Origin of the sequence: Streptomyces sp. NPDC029041, from assembly GCF_040637515.1 — a bacterium.
Classification (GTDB): Bacteria; Actinomycetota; Actinomycetes; order Streptomycetales; family Streptomycetaceae; genus Streptomyces.
The window spans coordinates 428954-449125 of the sequence record NZ_JBEZWO010000007.1 but is presented as its reverse complement, the minus strand read 5'-3'; the positions used below and the strand labels follow the sequence as shown (position 1 = coordinate 449125).

Below are 20172 nucleotides of genomic sequence, written 5' to 3'. Positions count from 1 at the left end.
GGTGTCTCATGGCTGCTGTGGTGGGTAGCCAAGATCTGCGTACGCAGGCCGTCGTCGCTCTGCGGACGCTGGCCGTCGCCGCCTGCTACTACGTGTCCGCGCAGTTGGGACTGCTGCGGGAACTGGTCGTCGAGGGCGCGGTCGTCACGCCCATCTGGCCTCCCACCGGTGTCGCGGTCGCCTGCCTGCTGATCCTCGGACTGCGCTGCTGGCCGGGGATCGCCCTGGGCGCCTTCTTCGTCATCCTGTCCCTCACCTCCCTGACGCCCTCGGCTCTCTGCGTCCTGGCGGGCAACACGGCGGCCCCCGTGGCCGGGTACCTGCTGCTGCGGCGGGCCGGCTTCCGCACCGACCTCGCTCGGCTGCGGGACGGCCTCGCCCTGGTCTTCCTGGGTGCCTTCGCCGCCATGCTGATCAGCTCCACCACCGGCGCCGGCATCCTGCTCGCCACCGACCGGATCGAGTGGCCCGGATTCTGGGCGGTGTGGCTGGCCTGGTGGGTCGGTGACGCGATGGGCGTCCTGATCGTCACCCCGGTGCTGCTCCTGCTGTCCCGCGTGCGCTTCCCCCTGCCCTTGTCGCGCTGGAAGGAGGCCGTGGGGCTGGCCGTCATCGCGTGTGGTCTGGTGCCGGTGGCCGCCCACAGCTCGATCAGTCTGCTGTTCCTCGTCTATCCCCTGCTGATCTGGGCCGCCCTGCGGTTCCAGCTGGCGGGCAGCCTGCTGTGCGCCCTGTTCGCCTCGGTCATGACCACGGTGGCGGCGACCGACCGGGTGGGACCGTTCGAACGGCTCAGCCGGGTCGAGGTGATGATGAAACTGCAGGCCTTCAACGGGGCGATGGCGCTCACGGCGCTGATCCTCTCGGCGGTGATCACCGAGCAGATCTACACGCGGCGTTCCGTGGAGCGCGCCTGTCAGGAACTGGTCGAGGTTCTGGAGCACCTCACCGCGGGCGAGACGGCGGACGGCCGGGCACCCGTGGAGGACGGCGGCCTCGGGCAACGGCCCAGGGAGTGACCGCCCGCCCGCCGCCCCGAGGACCTGCCGTCCGGATCATGCCGACCCGAACGGCGCAGTCACTCTCAGCCGATCCGATCCGAACGACAGACCCTAGGCTGGGCGTCATGACCCAGGTCGAGGTGCTGCAACTGCTGGTCTCGTCCGCGCACCGGCTGGCCGGGCGGCCGGCCGACGGACCCTCCCCCGGCCCGGCCGACGAACGCGTCACCCGGGTGGAGGTAAGGCGTGAGCTGGGGCTGGTCGGCGACCGCTACTACGCCCGGCCCGCCCACCGCAACGCCGCGGTCACCATCATGGCCTCCGAGAGCCTCCCGGCCGGCGCCGATCTGCGGCACACCCGGCGGAACATCCTGCTCAGCGGCGTCGACATCGACTCCTGCGTCGGTGCGACGATCTCACTCGACTGCGGCACCGGGCCGGTTGTGTTCGCCGTGAAGCGCCCCGCCCGGCCCTGCGCCTGGATGGACGTCACCATCGGCCCGGGCGCGCAGCGCGCCCTGCGTGGCCGCGGCGGTGTGCGGTGCACACCGCTGAGCGACGGGGTACTGACGCTCGGCCCGGCCACGTTCCAGGTCGTGACCGGGGCCGACGCGGGGTCGTGAGACCCCCCGAGGCGGTCAGCCGCCCGACGGTGGAGTACGGATGGCGGCGATGTCGAGCTGCAGGCGCACCTTCTCACTCACCATCGCGCCGCCCTCGGCCAGCCTGCTGTTGTAGGTCAGGCCCCAGTCCGAGCGGTTGATCGTGGTGGTGCCGTCGAAGCCGACGCGGTCGTAGCCGAAGGGGTCGGTGACATTCCCGATGTACGTCATGTCGAGCACCACAGGGCGGGAAACGCCTTTGATGGTCAGCTCGCCCGACATGCTGAACAGGTCGGCACCCGTCTGCTCCACCGCCGTGCTGGTGAAGCGCATACGCGGATAGGTCGCGGCGTCGAGGAAGTCACGGCCGACCAGATGCGCATCCCGCTGCTCCACCCCGGTATCGACACTGGAGGTGAACAGAGTGATGTCGGCCCGTGACCGTGCGGGGTCGTACGCGTCGAAGTACAGGTGGCTTTCGTACTCCAGGAAACAACCGCGCACGGTGGTCACCATCGCGTGCCGGACGGAGAAGCCGATCCTGCTGTGAGCGGGGTCGACGACCCACTCACCGGACAGATTCGCCAGGTGAGGGTCCGGCAGCACGGCAGTGGAGGATGCCGGTGCACCGGTGGGGCGCTGTGGGGGAAGCGGTGCCTGCCGGCGGGACGGCACGACGCGGCTGAACAGGTTCATGATTCATCTAGGTACTTGAGTTTGGTTATAGCCGCAAGTCCCCTTCCGTTTTGCGGCTGTTGAGAACGAGCCCCTTCCCCCTTTTGCCGCCGCTTTGCACAAAATCCACACACGGCTGTCGCGACGCGCCACCGAAACGACCATCCGAAACTCCAGGAATTTTCATTTCGGGCATTTCGGTGAATCGGTCTTACGTCGCTTCTATCGCGAGGTCGTTGTCGACGGTGTAGTAAGGGCGAAGAGTGCGGCCGTCCGCCTCGATCGGCGGGTAGACGTACACGTGCTTGCGGTCCGCCACGTCGTCGAGCAGCCGGCCGACCCTGACGGGCCGCGCCTCGGCGGTGGGACGGACGAAGACGTCCCAGATCCGGGTCGCTCCCCCGCTGCCGCCCGTCAGGTCCCCTGGACCGGCGGTGAAGGACAGGCCCCTGCCGTCACCGTCGAGCCGGGGGACGAGGGTGCGCACGGTGCCGGTGCCCCGCAGGCGCAGGCGCACGCTGGCGTCCTCGTGGAGCTCCGCACCGTGCAGGCGGGCCCTGATCGTCATGGTGCGGTCCGTGAGGTCGATGCCGCGGGCCTCCGCGTGGGCGGTGCGCCGCCAGGCCCTGAGGGCGAGGAAGCCGTCCTTGGTGGCGTACGGGATCCGGACCGCGACCGGCGAGGGGCGGTCGCGCAGGTGGCCGTCGACGAGGGTGCGCAGGTCCCGCAGCCCGGGGCGCAGCCGTCGGCGCTCGGCACCGGCTTCCGGCAGCAGGTACACGTCCCAGCGGCCCTCGTCGAGGACCGGCCGGGGTTCCAGCACGGCGTGCCGGTGGCCGTCGGTGCTGTCGGTCTCCAGGTCGAGGACGTGGACGGTCGTCTCGGGCAGGCCCTTCTTGGGCCGCAGCCGCAGCAGCAGCCGGGGGCGGACGGCGGCGGTGGGCGGCAGCCGGAAGGCGATGCGGCCGTCGGTGTCGATCGTGCAGTCCGCCCGAGGGTCGATGTCGGGCCGCGGGCTCGTCGTCGCGCTCTCCGGCGTGTCGTCGTGCGGGTTGCCGTGCCGGTCTTCCGGGGTGCTCATCGGTGTCCCTTCCGTATCGAGCGCAGTACCCCGGCGGCTGCGGCGTGGGCGGCGTCGCGGGCCGCGTGGCCGCGGCCGGCCAGGGGGCTGTGGGTGCGGTGGTCGTGCGGGGCGGCCGTGCGGCCCGTGCCCTTGGCGTGGGCGGCGGCCTCCAGGAGGCGTTCGGCCTGGGCGACGACGGGGCCGGGGGCGAAGCGGCGCGCGTTGTCCAGGGCGGCTCGGCTCATACGGCGACGCCGTTCGTCGTCGCCGACGAGTTCCAGCAGGGCCGCGGCGAGCGCGTCACGGTCTCCGACCGGTACGAGCCGGCCGTCGGTGCCGTCCTCGATGATCTCGCCGGGGCCGTAGGGGCAGTCGGTGCTGACGACGGGCAGCCCGCAGCGCATCGCCTCGACGATGGTCATGCCGAACGGCTCGAAGTTGGACGCGGCCGCGCCGATCGACCCCTTGGCCCACTCGGCCTCCATGGGGGTGGCGGCCCCCATCAGGAACACGTTGTTCCACAATCCGAGCCGCTCGATGAGCCGGCGCAGGTCGGCCTGCTCCTCGCCCTTGCCGTAGATGCGCAGCTGCCAGTCCGGGTGCGCCGCGGCGACCTGTGCGAACGCCTCGATGAGGAGGTCGTAGCGCTTGACCGGCACCAGGCGGCCCGCGGCGATCACCACCTTGGCGGTGCTGTCCGCGGGCGGCAGACCCGGGTCGGGGACGCTGTTGGGGAGGGCCTCGATGTGGACGCCGGGCAGCCACATCTTGCGCCGGTAGGCGGCGGCGTCCGCTTCCGTGACCGTGGTGATCACGTCGAGCCGGCGGTAGGCGCGGCGCAGGGCGGTGCGCAGTCGCGGCGAGTGGTTGTCGAGCGTGAGGTGCTCCTGACCGACGCGCAGGATGTGCTGCGGGGCCTGGCGGGCGACGTGCACGTTGAGGCCCGGACGGGTGCCGATGACGACGTCGGCGTCGAGCCCTTCGAGGCACTCGCCGATACGCCGGTCGGTCAGCTCGCTGTACTGGTGGTGGCGGTACTCGGCGGGCGGGAAGATCTTCGCCGGTCTGTGGTGCAGCGGGTCGTCCGCCTCCTTGCGCAGATCCACCAGCGCCCGCAGCCGCACCCGTGGGTCCAGAACGAGGTTGGGGCGTTCCCGGTGCCGTAAGGCGGAGACGATCTCCACGTCGTGCCGCTCGGCCAGGGCCCCGGCCAGGTTGAACGTGGTGGTGATCGTGCCTCCGATTCCGTAGGCGTTGTGGATCAGGAAAGAGATCTTCATGGTGGCCTAGACCGTGTCAACGCCCCGTTCGTTGTTCGTCGTTACCACTCTGTGCCCATGCCCGCCGCCGGGCCGGATTCACCGTTTCCGGAATGATCTCGGACATAAGTGGTCTGGGCCATATCGGTTTGCCCCTGATGTGTGGATAGCTTGATGTGTTTGCCCGCGCATCGTCGCGTTCTCGGGTGCACCCTCGTATCGATCTTCAGGAGACCCATGCGCCCCCGCACAGCCCTCGTCCCGCGCATCACCTCCCTGCCGCCCGTCGCCCTGGCCGGCGGCGCGCTGGCTGTGGGGGTCGGCGGCCTGTATGTCGCCGGCTTGCTCCTCACAGGCGGTCACATCGACTCCGGCACGACCGTGCGCGGGGTGGACATCGGGGGGCTGAGCCGGTCGGAGGCGGTGGCGAAGCTGGAACGGGAGCTGGAACCGGCAGGCACCCGGGAGCTGCCCGTGAAGGTCGGCGACCGGACCGGCAGGGTCGATCCGCAGCGCGCGGGTCTGTCCTACGACGTCCGGGAGACCGTCGACCGGGCAGCGCGCACCGGCGCCGATCCGGTCAGCGTGTTCGGCGGGTTCTTCCGCTCGGGCGGGGACATCGAACCGGTCGTGCGCCTCGACGAGGGCAAGGCCCGCACGGCCCTCGGGCAACTGTCGAAACGGCTCGGCCAGAAGGTCAGGGACGGTGCCGTGACCTTCGACGACGGGCGTGTGAAGACCGTCGCACCACGGACGGGGTACACCCTGGACGTGAACGCCGCGGTCGGGGCCCTGCGCGCCTCCTTCCTGCGGGGCGACACCGGTACGGTCACTCCCCTGCCCAGCCGCGAGACCCGGCCGAAGGTCACCGCCGACGAGGTGCGGCGGGCGGTGCGCACCTTCGCGGAACCGGCCATGTCGCATCCCGTCACGCTCACCGCGGCCGGCAAGCGGTTCACCGTCGGGCAGGACGTGCTGGGCGCGCACCTGGCCATGCGCCCGGACACCGGCGGCAGACTCGTACCGGAGCTCGACGCCAAGGGCCTGCGCGGCGAGCCCTCCGTGGCCGGCCCGTTGGACGACATCACCACCACCGCCGAGAACGCGAAGCTCAGGCCGGAGGGCGACAAGGCCGTGGTGGTCCAGGACGCCACCGTGGGCCGGTCGGTCACGGACAAGGCCCTGGGGAAGGCCGTACTGCCCCTGCTCACCGCATCGGGCGCCGGCCGCAGCGGCGAGGTGGCGGTACTCCGGACCCAGCCGGAGGTGACCCGCGAGAACGCCGCGCGGCTGGGGCTGACGGAGAAGATGTCCTCCTTCACCGTCCACTTCGAGCCGGCCGAGTACCGCACGAAGAACATAGGCCGGGCCGTGGAACTCATCAACGGCTCCGTCGTCGAGCCGGACGAGACCTGGAGCTTCAACCGGACCGTCGGTGAGCGCACCCAGGCCAACGGCTTCATGGACGGCATCATCATCCTCGACGACAAGTTCACCAAGGCGTCCGGCGGCGGGGTCTCCTCCGTGGCGACGACCGTGTACAACGCGCTGTTCTTCGCGGGGGTCAAGCCCGTGGAGCACGGAGCGCACTCGTTCTACATCGAGCGCTACCCGGAGGGCCGCGAGGCGACGGTCGCCTGGGGCAGCCTGGACCTGCGGTTCACCAACGACTCCGGCAAGGCCGTCTACATCCAGGCCGAGTCCACCGACACCTCCGTCACCGTCTCCTTCCTCGGCACCCGCACGTACGACGAGATCAAGTCCGTCACGGGCCCGCGCACCCATGTGAAGCAGCCGGAGAAGAAAGTGAGCCACGACAAGGAGTGCGTGCCGCAGACACCGCTCGAGGGGTTCGACGTCACCGTGGAACGGGTCTTCTACGACGAGGGCCGGGAAGTGAAGCGGGAGCCGTACCGCACGCACTACACGCCGCGGGACGAGATCGTCTGCGAGTGATCCGCTCCCCCGTCATTCAGATCCACAACTCTCCCTGCCGAACCGAGCGTTGACCCGGCCACGGCGGGCCAGCACAATAGGCGCCCACTGGCTGAGAGCGCTCTCAAGGGAGATCCATGACTGGCAGACAAGGCCCGGCGCTCAGCCGGCGTTCGCTCATCGGTGCCGGGCTCGGCATCACCGCCGCCGGGTTCACCACCGCCGCCCCGGCGCAGGCCCTCGCGGCCGGCTCCACCGGGTCCCGCCCGGCATCGGCCCCGGTCCGGGGGCATGCCTTTCTCGCCGCCGCCATGGACGCCTACCCCGACCACGGCGACCTCCGCCTGACCCAGAGCTACACCGACCAGGCCGGGCTGTTCAGCACCGCGTTCACCTACGACAACGCCCTCGCGCTCCTGGCCCACCTCGCGGCCCGCACCCCGGCCGGACTGGCCAGGGCCAAGGCGCTGGGCGACGCCCTGCTCCACGCCCAGAGCCACGACCCGGCGTACGACGACGGCAGGCTTCGGCAGGCCTACAACGTCGGGCCGTACACCTTCTACGACGGCTCGCTCCAGCCCGACGGTTTCGTACGGGCCGACGGAACGGCCAACGTCGGGACGCAGTTCGGCTTCACCGGAACGGCCGTGGGCGACATGGCCTGGGCGGGTATCGCGCTCGGCGCCCTCGCCCGCCGTACCGGGGCACGCCGCTTCGTCGAGGGCGCCGTGCGCATCGGCGAGTGGATCGAGCTCACCGGCCGCACCGACGAGCCCCTCGGCGGTTACAAGTTCGGGGTGAACGGGGCGAATCAGAAGCTGCCGTTCACCTCGACCGAGCACAACACCGACCTGGTCTGCTTTTTCGGCAGGCTCGCCCGGCTGACCGGCGACCGGGTGTGGCTGGAGCGCCGCGGGCGGGCCGGGGCGTTCGTGCGCCGGATGTGGGAGCCGTCCGGCGGGTTCTTCTACACCGGCACGAACGACGGTGTGACGGTCAACAAGTTCCCGGTCCCGGAGGACACGCAGACCTGGACGCACCTCGCGCTGGGCTCCCGCCGCCACTCCCGTTCGCTGGACTGGGCCCTGGCCGAGTTGTCCGTCCGGGACCACTCCGGGCGCACGAACAGCACGGTGCCCGTGGGGCAGTCGTACGAGGGGGTCACCTTCAGTTCGGCGAGCCTCCTCGCGAACGAGGACGCTCCGATCGCCGAAGGCCAGCCGAGGCCCGACCGCAACGGGGTGTGGTTCGAGGGGACGGCGCATCTCGCGCTCGCCCTGCGTGAGCGCGGGGCCCGCGGTGACGAGGCGGACGCCCGGCGTCTGCTCACCTCGATCGAGCGGGCGCAGGATCTGCTGGGCGAGGACCAGACCGTCGGGGGGAAGGTTCTGCCCGAGCGCAGTGGGGTCGTGTCCGCCAGCAGTCCGCTGGACACGGGCTTCGGCTTCGGTTACTACCCCTACCGGCACACCGGGGCGACGGCCTGGTACCTGATGGCCGCGGCCCGGTTCAATCCGCTCCAGGTGTGACGCAGCGGCCCGGTCCGCCGTCGTGGGTGGCGGACCGGGCCGGCTGCCTCTCAGGCGAGGCGGTGGACCGCCTGGGTCGTGAGCTCGTAGCGGGCGCCGACGATCGCCAGCTTGCCGGTGCCGATCCTGGCGGCGAGTTCGGGTTCCGCGGCCAGCCGGGAGCGCACGAGCCGGACGTTGGCGCTCACGGTCGCGTCGATCCGGGCGTCCCCTTCCTTGCCGTGGTCTATGACGGGGCCTATCTGGTCGACGAGGTACTGCATGTGGGCGGGCAGGTGCTCTCCCGACTGCTCCGCCGTCACGGCGGCACGCACCGCGCCGCACGACTGGTGGCCGAGGACGACGACGAGCGGTATGCCGAGCTCCAGGACGCCGTAGGCGACGCTGCCGAGCACGGCCTCGTCGAGGACCTCGCCGGCGGTGCGGACGGTCATCAGGTCGCCCAGGCCCTGGTCGAAGACCAGCTCCGGGGGGACACGCGAGTCGATGCAGCCGAGCACGACCGCGAAGGGGTGCTGGGCGGTGGCCAGCGTCCGCCGGATGGCCGGGTTCTCGTGCGGGTGGCGTTCCCGGAAGGCGCGCCAGCGGCGGTTGCCCGCGGCAAGTTCCCGCAGGGCCTCGTCCGGGGTGCCGGGTCGTGGCTCCGCGGGCCCGGAGCCGGCCGGCGCGGCGGTGGCCGGGCGCGCCGCACCGAGACCCGCGCCCAGGGCCGCGGCCCCGGTCAGCGCGGTGCGCAGCAGGGTCCGGCGGACGGTACCACCGGTGGAGGGCCGTGAACCGGCGACGGGGTGCGGTTCAGGGCCGGTACCTCTGTGGGAGGTGGCATATGAGTTCACGGCCAGAACGTATGCCCGAATGCGCGGCAAGCCGCGGTCCTTGCCGTTTCATGGTGAGAGTTGGGTAAGTGATGTTCTTACCTTGAACTCCTTTTGACGATCCCTCAGACAACCGACAGGACGGCCCGGCCTGCCGGCCCGGCCCTCCTGTCGTGCGGGGATGATCAGACCAGGTCGAACCGGTCCAGGTTCATGACCTTGACCCACGCCGCGACGAAGTCGTTGACGAACTTCTCCTTCGCGTCGTCGCTCGCGTAGACCTCGGCCAGGGCGCGCAGCTCGGAGTTCGAGCCGAAGACCAGGTCGGCGCGGGAGCCGGCCCACTTGACCTCGCCGGTGGCGGCGTCGCGGCCCTCGAACGTGGTCTGGTCCTCGGTCGTCGACTTCCACTCGATGCCCAGGTCGAGCAGGTTGACGAAGAAGTCGTTGGTCAGCGAGCCGGGCGTCTTGGTGAAGGCGCCGAGCTGGGACTGCTGGTAGTTGGCGCCCAGCACCCGCAGGCCACCAACCAGGACGGTCATCTCGGGGGCGCTGAGGGTGAGCAGGTTGGCGCGGTCCAGCAGCAGGAACTCGGCCGGCAGGCGGTTGCCCTTGCCGTGGTAGTTGCGGAACCCGTCGGCGGTCGGCTCGAGCGCCTCGAACGACTCGGCGTCGGTGTGCTCCTCCGTCGCGTCCACACGGCCCGCGGCGAAGGGGACCTCCACCTGGTAGCCGGCTTCCTTGGCGGCCTTCTCGACGGCGGCGGTGCCGCCGAGGACGATCAGGTCGGCCAGCGAGACCTTCTTGTGGCCAGCGCCGGCGTTGAACTCCTGCTGGATGCCCTCCAGGACCCGCAGGACCTGAGCCAGCTCGTCGGGCTCGTTGACCTCCCAGCCGCGCTGCGGCTCCAGGCGGATACGGGCGCCGTTGGCGCCGCCGCGCTTGTCGCTGCCGCGGAAGGTGGACGCCGAGGCCCACGCGGTGGACACCAGCTGCGAGACGGACAGGCCCGACTCCAGAAGCTTGGTCTTGAGGGTCTCGACGTCACCGGCGTCGATGGTCTCGCCCTCGGCCTGCGGCAGCGGGTCCTGCCAGATCAGGGTCTCCTGCGGGACCTCCGGTCCGAGGTACAGGGACTTCGGGCCCATGTCACGGTGGGTCAGCTTGAACCAGGCGCGGGCGAAGGCGTCCGCGAATTCCTGCGGGTTCTCGTAGAACCGGCGGGAGATCGGCTCGTAGATCGGGTCGAAGCGCAGCGCCAGGTCCGTGGTGAGCATCTTCGGACGGTGCTTCTTCGAGGAGTCGTGCGCGTCCGGAACGATCTCCGGGGCGTCCTTGGCCACCCACTGGTTGGCGCCGGCGGGGCTCTGCTCGAGCTCGTACTCGAACTCGAAGAGGTTCTTGAAGAAGCCGTTGCTCCACTGGGTGGGCGTGCTCGTCCAGGTGACCTCCAGGCCGGAGGTGATGGTGTCGCCGCCCTTGCCGGTGCCGTAGGTGCTGCGCCAGCCCAGGCCCTGCTCCTCCATGGAGGCGGCCTCGGGGTCGGCGCCGACGTTGTCGGCCGGGCCGGCACCGTGGGTCTTGCCGAAGGTGTGACCGCCGGCGATCAGGGCGACGGTCTCCTCGTCGTTCATCGCCATGCGGCGGAACGTCTCACGGATGTCGCGGGCCGCGGCGATCGGGTCCGGGTTGCCGTTCGGGCCCTCGGGGTTGACGTAGATGAGGCCCATCTGGACGGCGCCGAGCGGGTTCTCCAGCTCGCGGTCGCCGGTGTAGCGCTTGTCGTCGAGCCAGGTGGTCTCGGGGCCCCAGTAGACGTCCTCCTCGGCCTCCCAGACGTCGGCGCGGCCACCGGCGAAGCCGAAGGTCTCGAAGCCCATCTGCTCCAGGGCGACGTTGCCGGTGAGGATCAGGAGGTCGGCCCAGGAGATGGACTGGCCGTACTTCTTCTTGACCGGCCACAGCAGACGGCGGGCCTTGTCGAGGTTGCCGTTGTCCGGCCAGCTGTTGAGCGGGGCGAAGCGCTGCTGTCCGGCGCCGGCACCGCCGCGGCCGTCGCTGATGCGGTACGTACCGGCGCTGTGCCAGGCCATCCGGACCATCAGCGGGCCGTAGTTGCCGAAGTCGGCGGGCCACCAGTCCTGCGAGGTGGTCAGCACCTCGGCGATGTCCTGCTTGACGGCGTCGAGGTCGAGGTTCTTGAAGGCCTCGGCGTAGTCGAAGTCCCCGCCGAGGGGGTTGGCGACCTCGGGGTTCTTGGCGAGGATCTTCAGGTTGAGCCGCTCGGGCCACCACTGGCGGTTGCCACCGCCCTGGGTCGGGTGCAGGGCGCGGCCGTGCGCCACGGGGCAGCCGCCTCCCGTCTCCTCCGACTTCGAGTCGGTGACGATCGCGTCGTGGTTCTCAGTCATGGAAATCCTTCCGGACGGGGTGGATCACAGTGCTCGGGGGATCACAGTGCTCGGTGGATCGCGGTGCTCGGTGGATCGAGTGCTCAGGTACTGCGGGCGGTGGAGCAGGCGGGGCACAGGCCCCAGTAGATGACCTCGGCCTCGTCGACGGCGAAGCCGCGGTCGTCGGACGCGGTCAGGCAGGGGGCGTGGCCGACCGCGCAGTCGACGTCGGCGACGGCTCCGCACGAGCGGCACACGAGGTGGTGGTGGTTGTCGCCGACCCGCCCCTCGTAGAGCGCCGGGCTGCCGGGTGGGTCGAGTCGGCGTATGAGCCCCGCCGCGGTGAGGGCGTGCAGCCCCTCGTAGACGGCCTGGACGGAGATGTGGCCCACACGGCCGCGCACCTCGGAGGCGATGGCCTCGGCACCGAGGTGGTCACCGTCCCGCACGGCCTCGAGCAGCGCGACACGGGCGGCCGTCACCCTCAGGCCGGCACCTCGCAGCTCCTCGGCGGTGGTCGGGTTCCCGGTTGCGGTCATGGGATCAACCTAGCCACACAAACACGATTGATTCAAGAAAACGAACGGTTCAATTTTGGTGTCGGGAGGGTGAGCCCTGTGTGGGGCGGGCTACTTGAGGCCTGTGAACTCCGTCACAGGTCCATGATCGCGCCCTCGCGGGCGTCGGGCGCCGCGCACCGCCGTTGCGGTCACGCGGGTCACGCGTCAGGCGAGGCCAGGCGTTCGAGCTGGGCGGCGGCTCTCGCGGCTTTGCGGCCGGCCTCGCGGGCCCGGCGGTCGGCGGTGCGCGCCTCCTCCCGGGCGGCTCGTTCGGCGAAGCGGGCCTGCTGGTGCTCCTTCCTGGCGCGTTCCAGTTCCCCGGCGAGTTCCTCCACGCGCTGCTGCAGGCCGTCGACCCGCTCTTTCGCCTCCGTCGCCGCCCGGCCCGCCGCTTCCGCCTCGCCCCGCAGCTCCCGCAGCGCGCGCTCGGCGGCTTCGGCCTCCTCGCGGGCCCGGTCCAGTCGGCGCCGACGCTGCTCGCTCGCCTTGTCGTCGGGGCGGGAGGGCGCGGGCCCTGGTGCGGGTGCGGGGCGCTGCGGCCGGGCGCCCTCGGCTACGGCGGGGAAGCCGACGGCCGCGTTCAGCGGCTTGGCCAGACGGCCGCCGGCCCAGGCCCGGGCGGCCTCGGCGTCGGCCAGTACGGCGTGCAGGGTGTTCTCGACCTCGCGCTGCACGCTCTCGCCGACGGGATGCCCGGCCTCCTTCGCGAGCTGCCGCGCCTGCAGGGACAGGGCTCGGATGAGTGCGTGCTGCCGACGGCTCAGCTCGCGCAGTTGTGCGCCGTCCAGGTCCTGATGGGCCTGCCTCAGCCCCTCCCCCAGGCGCAACAGGGGCTCGACCTCGTCGGGGCTGCCGCGGACCAGGAGATTGCTGACCCAGGCGGCGAGGCTGGGCTTGCGCAACCCGCGGATCCGCTCGGCGAGTTCCCGGTCGCCGGCGGTGCGGGCCGCGGCCATCGCGGAGGCGCGGGCGGCGGTGAATTCATCCGGGCGCAGGGCGTACAGCTCGTCGGCGACCGAGTCGTAGTCCATGGTCACCCCTTTCACCCCGGAAGATCCTGTTTCGATCGTCTCAGGCACGGCCCGTCGAGGCGCGCGGAGCGGGTGGCCGAACGCATCGGAGGCACCCCGTTCACGACCCGGAAAATCGACGGTTTAACATATGAGCGCCGCCTAGCTCGAAAGATGGACTCGTGACTGTCAACGACGACTCGTTCACCAACTGGAAGATCCGCGAGGAGATCGCGGAGTCGATGATCCCGATCATCGGGAAGCTGCACCGGGAGCGGGACGTGACGGTCCTGCTGCACAGCCGCTCCCTGGTGAACAAGTCGGTGGTCAGCATCCTCAAGACCCACCGGTTCGCCCGGCAGATCGCCGGCGCGGAGCTCTCGGTCACCGAGACGCTGCCGTTCCTGCAGACCCTCTCCGAGCTCGACCTCGGGCCGTCCCAGATCGACATCGGCATGCTCGCCGCGACGTACCGCGAGGACGACCGCGGTCTGTCGGTGGCGGAGTTCACCGCCGAGGCCGTCGCCGGTGCCACGGGCGCCGACAAGATCGAGCGCCGCGAAGGCCGGGACGTCGTCCTGTACGGCTTCGGCCGCATCGGGCGGCTCGTGGCCCGGCTGCTCATCGAGAAGTCCGGCTCGGGCAACGGTCTGCGGCTGCGGGCCATCGTGGTGCGCGGCGGCGGCGAGCAGGACATCGTCAAGCGCGCCTCGCTGCTGCGCCGCGACTCGATCCACGGCCAGTTCCAGGGCACGATCACCGTCGACGAGGCCAACAGCACGATCGTCGCCAATGGCAACGCGATCAAGGTGATCTACGCGAACGACCCGTCCGAGGTCGACTACACGGCGTACGGCATCAAGGACGCCATCCTCATCGACAACACCGGCAAGTGGCGTGACCGCAAGGGCCTGTCCGAGCACCTGCGCCCCGGTATCGACAAGGTCGTGCTGACCGCGCCCGGCAAGGGCGACGTCCCCAACATCGTGCACGGTGTCAACCACGACACGATCAAGCCGGACGAGCAGATCCTGTCCTGCGCGTCCTGCACCACGAACGCGATCGTGCCGCCGCTGAAGGCGATGGACGACGAGTTCGGGGTCCTGCGCGGCCACGTCGAGACCGTTCACTCCTTCACCAACGACCAGAACCTGCTGGACAATTACCACAAGGCCGACCGCCGCGGCCGGTCCGCGCCGCTCAACATGGTCATCACCGAGACCGGTGCGGCCTCCGCCGTCGCCAAGGCGCTGCCCGACCTCAAGGCGCCGATCACCGGCAGCTCGATCCGTGTCCCGGTGCCGGACGTCTCCATCGCGATCCTCAGCCTGCGGCTCGGCCGGGAGACCACCCGCGAGGAGGTCCTCGACCACCTCCGCGACGTCTCCCTGACCTCGCCGCTCAAGCGCCAGATCGACTTCACCACGGCTCCGGACGCGGTCTCCAGCGACTTCATCGGCTCGCGCCACGCCTCGATCGTCGACGCCGGCGCCACCAAGGTCGACGGCGACAACGCGATCCTCTACCTGTGGTACGACAACGAGTTCGGCTACTCGTGCCAGGTCATCCGTGTGGTGCAGCACGTGTCCGGCGTGGAGTACCCGACGTACCCGGCTCCGGCGGTCTGATCCCTCTGATGCCGGAACACGAAAGCGCGGGGCGTGCGGGCCCCGCGCTTTCGGCTGTCCTTCCGTGTCAGCGGCGGGTCAGCTCGATCCTGTACGTCTGTGATCGTGCGCCGTCCTCGCTGGTCACGGAGACGATGTGGGCCGTCCTGCCCCCGGCCGCGTCCGGCCGGACCGTCACCCTCGCATAGGGGTCACGCGGCGTGGCGGTGATCCGGGCCCGGTCCGGGCGGTCGACGGCCACCCGGTAGCTCGTCCGTTCCGGGTCGAAGCCGGCCACGGGCGCGCCGTTCACCTCGACCGACGCGGCGGCCGCGTCCGCGGAGACGCCCGGCGCCTTGGCGTGGACCTCGATCTCGCCGAGGGTGAGGTAGCCGCCCGGGCGGGCGGTCATCACGACCCGCACGCCCGTCGCCGGGCCCGTCGCCCGCACCGGAACGTCGGCCACCGACGTCCCCTCGGCGCCGACGGCGACCTGGTCGCTCGCGTCGGACCAGGCGCCGTCGGAGGTTCGCACCTGCACCTTGAGGGACTCCGCGAAGCCGGCATCGGTGCCGCCGTCACGGTGGAAGTGGGTCACGACCCGGGTCAGATCGCGTGCTTCGGGCAAGGTGAAGGTGATGGTGTCGGACGGGTTCTTCGTGCCGGACCTCCAGTTCGACCAGGCTTTCTCGGATGTGGTGCCGTTGCGCAGGCCCTCGGCGGAGTAGCCGCTCTCGGTGGAGGTGGCGGCGACCGTCACGCCTTCGTCGCGCGCGGCGTTGGTCTCCTCGGGGCTGGTCACCTGGACGCGTACGCTCGCCGTCGCCTTGTCCCCGCCGGGGATCCGGGCGGTGCCGCGCAGGCTCACCACTCCGGTCTCGTCGAACGCGCCCTCGGGCACGGGGTCCCAGGTGACCGGGAGGTCGGCGGTTCCGCCGTGCCGTCCCACGCCGGTGACCGTGGCGGGCAGGCCGGGCCGTCCGCCGGTGTAGGTCTTGGCGCGGGCCGGCTGGGTGGCGGCGATGGTGTCCACGGTGACGACCGCCTCGGCGCGGACGGTCCGGCCGAGGGCATCGGTGGCCCGGCCCTTCACCCGTACGGTCCCGGGTTCACGCCAGCGCGATGCGGAGGGCGGCGTCCACTCGACGGGGAGCGCGCCCCGGGCCCCGTCACGGAACACGGGTGTCACGGTCCGGGGCAGTTCGGGGGTGCGCCCGGGGACGGTGAAGGCCTTGGCCGGCTCGGTGCGGAGCACCGTCTCATCGCTCACGCCCCAGCGCTGGTTGGCGTTGGAGGTCGGGAGGTGGGCCGAGACCCGGGCGCCGTCAGCCGTCGACTGGCCGACGACATCGAGGAGACGGCCCGTCGCGGCATTCACAAAGGTCCAGCTGCCGTCCCCGGTGGTCGACATGATCCAGTGTGCGGCCGGAGTGTCCCCGTCTTCGAGAACGGCCTCGTCATCGCGCACGGCGAGGTGCCTGCCGTCCGCGGCGTTGACGAGGGCGTACCGGTCACGGTTGCCGTTGCCGCGCGTCAGCCGCTTGACGGACCAGAGCTGCGACGCGGCGGCCGGGTCGGCCGTGCGCACGACGACGCGGTCGCCCTCGGCGGACGGGGCCAGGGACTTGCCGCTCTGGGTGCCCTGGAGGCGGTAGACGTGGCCGGCCCGGACCAGCGCGGCGTCCTTCGCGGTCCCGGACACGCCGTCGACGAGGAGGGTGGTCACCGACTTGGCGGGGACCGTCACGGTGGCGGAGGCGTCCTCGACCTTGACGGGTCTGCCGCGCACGAGGGCGCCATCGTCGCTGGTCACCACGGGCGTCACGGTGGCACCGCGGGCGACCCGCCGGAACTTCGTCAGGTCGAGGGTCACCGCACGCGGGGTCGTGCCGCTGTTGACGTGCACCACCGTCGCTCCGCGGCCGGACTCGCGTACCGCGGCGACGCTGGAGGGGTCGTCCACCTTGACGAAGTGGTCGCCGGGGCGGATGTGATGGGTGAAGTTGCGCAGGGTGTGGAACTTCGTGTTGGTCTTGATCGGGCAGGTCTCCAAGGTGTCCTCGGAGGTGCAGTCGAACGGGATGTGGATGCTGCCCCAGTTCCTGCCGGCCTGCGCCTGGGGGATGGAGTCCTCGACCGGCTGCCACAACACCCAGGCGGACGGCTCCAGTTCACGGATGTCCTCGACGACCCGGGTGGCGATGCCGAGCCCGGGTTCCATGCCGGTGAAGTCGGTGCCGGTCCCCCAGGTGCCCTCGACCTCGCTCATCCAGAACGGCTTGCCGGCGGCCTTGGCGCTGTCGCGGGCGCTGGTGCGCATGCCGGTGCCGTAGGTGTGCACGTTGAGCTGGCCGACGGCGGCCCGGGCGGAGCTGCCGTAGGCGTTCCAGTTGCGGACGAAGGTGCTGGGGTTGGTCTCGTCCATCGCGGAGATCGTGGCACGGGTGCTCGCCTTCTCCAGCGCGCGTTGCAGGGCCAGCACTACCTTCTGCTGGAGTTCGGGGCCGGCGTGTGCGCCCTCCTGACGGCCGCCGGTGGGCTGCCCGTCGGGGCCTATCTGAGTGCCCCAGTAGTTGGTGTTGGGCTCGTTGAGCGGGGCGATGGTGTCGAACCGGATGCGGTGCTTCTTCTCCAACCGGTCGGTGACCTTGACCAGGTAGGCGGCGAAGTCGTCGACGCGGTCCGCCCGTATCTGGTCGGTGCCCGCGTCGAAGCCGCCCGAGACGTAGCCGCTCACGGTCTGGAACCAGGGCGGTGAGTTGCTGAACGCCTCCCAGCGGGTCACCTTGCTCTTGACGCGGTCCACCCACCAGCGCTGGCCCGCGTCGGCGGACCAGTCCCAGTGCCCGGGGTCGTCCGGGTTCCACCAGTCGGTGTCCTCCCTGGTGGTGCCCTCGGGAGCCCTCCAGAAGCCGTCCATGGTCGCGCCGGTCTTCATGTAGTCCTTGCGGACGTCGGGGGCGTTGCCGCCGCCGATGTTGTAGCGCGCGATGTTGAGGCGGAGTCCGTCCTCGCCGAACAGCATGTCGGCCAGCTTCTGCCGGATGGGTTCCGGGTAGCGGCCGGTGATGTTGGCGAACCAGACGAGGCTCGTCCCCCACCCTTCGAACTCCTGCTGCCGGTAGGACGGGTCGATCCGCACCGTCACCGCGTCGGCCGGCGGATCCGCTGCAGCAGCGGTGGCAGGAGGCACGGCGACGAGGCTCGCGCCGAGGGCCAAGGGGACGGTGATCGCCAGTGCCGTCCGGGCGAGGCGATGTCTGCTGGACATGGATTCCCTTCGGGAGCGAACAGAACCGCGCAGAGTCGATCGAGCTTCCCGAATGTTTGAGGACGGCAATCAACACGTCAAGAGCTGGGGCGAGTTGGGAACCGGCGCGCTGCGGACTGCCCCCGCCGGTGATGGAGTCCGGGGACGAGGAACGAGCGGGCGTGCTGCTGCGCGCGGTGCAGGCGCGGCCGGGCTCGACGAGGGGAACGATGGCGGCCGTGCGGCCGTCGACCCGGACGGAGCGGATGTCCAGGCCGCGCGCGTCCAGGGAGCATGGCGTACGGTCCGCCGCTCGGAGCGGGGCGGACCGGCATGCTCGGGTGCCGCGCCCCGCCCGGGGACGCGGCACCGTCACGTGACCTCAGTGCTTGAAGACGTCCTTGGTCTTCTCCTTGGCCTGCCGGGCGTCGCCCTTCGACTGCTCGGCCTTGCCCTCGGCCGTCAGCCGCTCGTTGCCCACCGCGCGGCCGATCGTCTCCTTGGCCTTGCCCTTGGCCTGCTCGGCCTTCGCCTTGCCCTTCTGGTCTCCAGCCACGTTCGTTCACTCCACGTCGTATCCGACTACGGGGTCACCGCACCGAGTGACCGCAAGGCAACAGCTCAAACGTGCGACGGGGTCGCCGTGCCGTGAGAGCCGCTCCCCGGATCAGTGGCAGCACCCGTCGGCCTCCTGCGGGACAGGGGCGGTGTCGAGGCGGCAGAAGCAGGACGCCTGGATGGGGACGTCCGCCAGCGCGCTCGCGAGCTTGAGCTGGTGGGCCACGAGGGCCGCCTCGCCGGTCTTGCCACTGCGCAGCAGGCATTCGTGGAAGCCGTGCAGGGCCCAGACGTTGCCCGGGTGCTGGAGGGGGCGGGGCAGGCTGTCGTCGAGTCCGAGGTCGGCACGGTAGACGGCCTCCGCCTCCGCCACGCGGCCCTGTTCCAGCAGCAGTGCGCCGTAGGCGTGGCGGGTGGGCTGCATCCAGCCCCAGGGCTCGTCGTAGGGCAGGTTGTCGTCCAGGTGGATGGAGCGCTCCAGGGCGGCGAAGGCGAGGTCGTACTCGCCCCTGCGGTAGGCGAGTTCGCCGTCCAGCATGGCGGAGGCGATGGCGAGGATGTCGTGGCAGGTGTTGTTGAACAGCATCCGGGTTTCGGGCACCCGGCTCACCGCCTCGCGGAAGAGTCCGCGCTCGGTCTCCGCCCGGTCGACGTCACCGAGGGCGGAGAGGGCGACGCCCCGGGCGTAGTGCCGCATGGCCACGGTCGTCGCGTAGAGCTCCGGGTCGGCGGGGACGGGCAGGTCCAGGATCTCGCTCCAGCGGCCGAAGCGGATCAGGACGTGGACGCGCATGGCCAGGAACCCCTCCAGCCAGTCGGCCATCGGCGGGCTCGGGACCCGGAGCAGCTCTTCGGGAATGGCGGCTTCCAGCTGTGCGGCGCTGTCGAGGGCCACCTGCGCCTGGCCGAGGAACATCGCGCCGTAGATCCTGAAGTGGTGGTTGTGCGCCCGGTAGAGGGTGTAGAAGTTCATCGCGCCGGCCTGCCGGTGGTACTTCTCGTCGGCGGCGATCGCGTCGCTGTTGGCCGAGACGACCTGGCGGTAGTCGCCGCACAGGACGTCCAGGTGTGAGGGCATGTGGAGCAGGTGCCCGGCGTCGGGCACGAGTGTGCGCAGGCGGTCGGCGACGGTGAGGGCCTGCTCCGGCGCCGGGGACATCTCCATCAGGTGGATGTACAGGTGCAGGACGCCGGGATGGCGGAAGCCGGCATCGGTGGCGAGAGCGCCCTCCAGCACGGCCTTGGCCTCGGTGGTCCGGGCGCCCTCGGCCGGCCGGCCCGTCGTGAGGTCCCACAGCTGCCACGGGGTGAGGTTCATCGCGGCATCCGCGTGCAGGGTGGCGATGTCCGGGTCGGCGGGCGCCAGCTCGTAGACGACACGCATGGCGTCCGCGTAGGGCTCGTTCCACACCGAGCAGTCCTCGACGGCCCGCGACTGCGGATAGCGCGCCCGCAGTGCGCCGATGAGGGCCCGCTCGACCGGGGTGGCGCGGGTGGCCTTCTCGTGAGCCCTTTCCACAGCGGCGTGCGTGCGCTCGACGGTATGCGCCAGTTCCTCGCCGTCGAAGAATTCCCAGGGCTTGTTGTAGTTCGGGCCGAGCGCGTAGGCGATACCCCAATAGGCCATGGCGCAGTCCGGGTCGGCCTCGGCCGCCTTTTCGAAACAGGCGACGGCTTCCTCGTGGTGAAACGCGTACGTCCACATCAGGCCGCGGTCGAACCAGAGTTGGGCATCGGGAGAGGACGTGGTGACGGGACGGCGGTACGTGCCGAGGTCGTAATAGTCGCCCATGAGTTTCTCCTGGGAAAAGCGGCCGGGGCCGTGAGAACAGCGGTTGCGGACACGCCTGCAGACTTTCGAAGAATTCTCGTATGTCCAGATTAGCGGTTCTCGGCACGGCTGCCCGCGGCCCCG

The 20172-nt window shown here is 70.8% G+C and carries 15 protein-coding genes; 5 read left to right on the top strand and 10 right to left on the bottom strand.

Annotated features, from left to right (window positions below):
- Positions 1-8: 8 nt before the first annotated feature.
- Together AB0F04_RS20660 and AB0F04_RS20655 are read left to right on the top strand one after the other, a co-directional pair.
- Positions 9-1019, top strand: a complete 1011-nt coding sequence (locus AB0F04_RS20660; RefSeq protein ID WP_362043404.1) for an MASE1 domain-containing protein — start codon at positions 9-11, stop codon at positions 1017-1019.
- Positions 1020-1126: 107 nt separating this feature from the next.
- Complete coding sequence (locus tag AB0F04_RS20655) at positions 1127-1624, top strand: molybdenum cofactor biosysynthesis protein (RefSeq protein ID WP_362043403.1); 498 nt, start codon at positions 1127-1129, stop codon at positions 1622-1624.
- A 15-nt stretch (positions 1625-1639) separates the two neighbouring features.
- Here the strand turns inward: AB0F04_RS20655 and AB0F04_RS20650 are convergent, their stop codons facing one another.
- The 3 genes from AB0F04_RS20650 to AB0F04_RS20640 all read right to left on the bottom strand — a co-directional run bounded on the left by AB0F04_RS20650 (position 1640) and on the right by AB0F04_RS20640 (position 4621).
- Positions 1640-2299: a YceI family protein gene (locus AB0F04_RS20650; protein WP_362043402.1), complete on the bottom strand. Its 660-nt coding sequence runs from the start codon at positions 2297-2299 to the stop codon at positions 1640-1642.
- 190 nt (positions 2300-2489) lie between these two features.
- On the bottom strand, positions 2490-3359 hold the full coding sequence (locus tag AB0F04_RS20645; protein ID WP_362043401.1) for a transferase: 870 nt from the start codon (positions 3357-3359) through the stop codon (positions 2490-2492).
- The gene (locus tag AB0F04_RS20640) at positions 3356-4621 is read right to left on the bottom strand and encodes a glycosyltransferase family 4 protein (RefSeq protein WP_362043400.1); all 1266 of its coding nucleotides are present in this window, start codon (positions 4619-4621) and stop codon (positions 3356-3358) included. Before AB0F04_RS20640 ends, AB0F04_RS20645 begins: the two co-directional genes overlap by 4 nt.
- A 216-nt stretch (positions 4622-4837) precedes the next feature.
- Between AB0F04_RS20640 and AB0F04_RS20635 the strand changes: the two genes are divergently transcribed.
- Entirely contained in the window at positions 4838-6556 is a 1719-nt protein-coding gene (locus tag AB0F04_RS20635) for a VanW family protein (protein WP_362043399.1), read from the top strand.
- Positions 6557-6672: 116 nt separating this feature from the next.
- Positions 6673-8064 (top strand): Tat pathway signal sequence domain protein, encoded by a 1392-nt coding sequence (locus AB0F04_RS20630; protein ID WP_362043398.1) that lies wholly within the window; start codon positions 6673-6675, stop codon positions 8062-8064.
- A gap of 50 nt (positions 8065-8114) precedes the next feature.
- Here the strand turns inward: AB0F04_RS20630 and AB0F04_RS20625 are convergent, their stop codons facing one another.
- The 4 genes from AB0F04_RS20625 to AB0F04_RS20610 all read right to left on the bottom strand — a co-directional run bounded on the left by AB0F04_RS20625 (position 8115) and on the right by AB0F04_RS20610 (position 12863).
- The gene (locus tag AB0F04_RS20625; RefSeq protein ID WP_362043397.1) at positions 8115-8900 is read right to left on the bottom strand and encodes a carbonic anhydrase; all 786 of its coding nucleotides are present in this window, start codon (positions 8898-8900) and stop codon (positions 8115-8117) included.
- Positions 8901-9064: 164 nt separating this feature from the next.
- Positions 9065-11290 (bottom strand): catalase/peroxidase HPI, encoded by a 2226-nt coding sequence (gene katG / locus AB0F04_RS20620; protein WP_362043396.1) that lies wholly within the window; start codon positions 11288-11290, stop codon positions 9065-9067.
- Between the two features lie 83 nt (positions 11291-11373).
- Positions 11374-11811, bottom strand: a complete 438-nt coding sequence (locus AB0F04_RS20615; protein WP_053668911.1) for a Fur family transcriptional regulator — start codon at positions 11809-11811, stop codon at positions 11374-11376.
- Positions 11812-11990: 179 nt separating this feature from the next.
- A complete protein-coding gene (locus tag AB0F04_RS20610) occupies positions 11991-12863 on the bottom strand; it encodes a hypothetical protein (protein WP_362043395.1) in 873 nt (290 codons plus the stop codon).
- A gap of 161 nt (positions 12864-13024) precedes the next feature.
- Here AB0F04_RS20610 and AB0F04_RS20605 point away from each other — a divergent pair, with 161 nt between their 5' ends.
- On the top strand, positions 13025-14470 hold the full coding sequence (locus tag AB0F04_RS20605; protein ID WP_362043394.1) for a glyceraldehyde-3-phosphate dehydrogenase: 1446 nt from the start codon (positions 13025-13027) through the stop codon (positions 14468-14470).
- A 67-nt stretch (positions 14471-14537) separates the two neighbouring features.
- On the opposite strand, the gene AB0F04_RS20600 is transcribed toward AB0F04_RS20605, so the two are convergent.
- The 3 genes from AB0F04_RS20600 to AB0F04_RS20590 all read right to left on the bottom strand — a co-directional run bounded on the left by AB0F04_RS20600 (position 14538) and on the right by AB0F04_RS20590 (position 20049).
- Positions 14538-17720, bottom strand: a complete 3183-nt coding sequence (locus AB0F04_RS20600; protein WP_362043393.1) for a glycoside hydrolase — start codon at positions 17718-17720, stop codon at positions 14538-14540.
- A 361-nt stretch (positions 17721-18081) separates the two neighbouring features.
- Positions 18082-18255, bottom strand: a complete 174-nt coding sequence (locus AB0F04_RS20595; RefSeq protein WP_078885282.1) for a CsbD family protein — start codon at positions 18253-18255, stop codon at positions 18082-18084.
- A 111-nt stretch (positions 18256-18366) separates the two neighbouring features.
- Positions 18367-20049 carry a hypothetical protein gene (locus AB0F04_RS20590; protein WP_362043392.1) on the bottom strand — a complete coding sequence of 561 codons (1683 nt, stop codon included), beginning with the start codon at positions 20047-20049 and terminating at the stop codon, positions 18367-18369.
- Between the last annotated feature and the right edge of the window lie 123 nt (positions 20050-20172).

Excerpts from the sequence above, each read along its gene's own strand:
- AB0F04_RS20660 (WP_362043404.1), top strand. The coding sequence starts at position 9 with ATGGCTGCTGTGGTGGGTAGCCAAGATCTGCGTACGCAGGCCGTCGTC.
- AB0F04_RS20655 (WP_362043403.1), top strand. The coding sequence starts at position 1,127 with ATGACCCAGGTCGAGGTGCTGCAACTGCTGGTCTCGTCCGCGCACCGG.
- AB0F04_RS20650 (WP_362043402.1), bottom strand. The coding sequence starts at position 2,299 with ATGAACCTGTTCAGCCGCGTCGTGCCGTCCCGCCGGCAGGCACCGCTT.
- AB0F04_RS20645 (WP_362043401.1), bottom strand. The coding sequence starts at position 3,359 with ATGAGCACCCCGGAAGACCGGCACGGCAACCCGCACGACGACACGCCG.
- AB0F04_RS20640 (WP_362043400.1), bottom strand. The coding sequence starts at position 4,621 with ATGAAGATCTCTTTCCTGATCCACAACGCCTACGGAATCGGAGGCACG.
- AB0F04_RS20635 (WP_362043399.1), top strand. The coding sequence starts at position 4,838 with ATGCGCCCCCGCACAGCCCTCGTCCCGCGCATCACCTCCCTGCCGCCC.
- AB0F04_RS20630 (WP_362043398.1), top strand. The coding sequence starts at position 6,673 with ATGACTGGCAGACAAGGCCCGGCGCTCAGCCGGCGTTCGCTCATCGGT.
- katG (WP_362043396.1), bottom strand. The coding sequence starts at position 11,290 with ATGACTGAGAACCACGACGCGATCGTCACCGACTCGAAGTCGGAGGAG.
- AB0F04_RS20615 (WP_053668911.1), bottom strand. The coding sequence starts at position 11,811 with ATGACCGCAACCGGGAACCCGACCACCGCCGAGGAGCTGCGAGGTGCC.
- AB0F04_RS20610 (WP_362043395.1), bottom strand. The coding sequence starts at position 12,863 with ATGGACTACGACTCGGTCGCCGACGAGCTGTACGCCCTGCGCCCGGAT.
- AB0F04_RS20600 (WP_362043393.1), bottom strand. The coding sequence starts at position 17,720 with ATGTCCAGCAGACATCGCCTCGCCCGGACGGCACTGGCGATCACCGTC.
- AB0F04_RS20590 (WP_362043392.1), bottom strand. The coding sequence starts at position 20,049 with ATGGGCGACTATTACGACCTCGGCACGTACCGCCGTCCCGTCACCACG.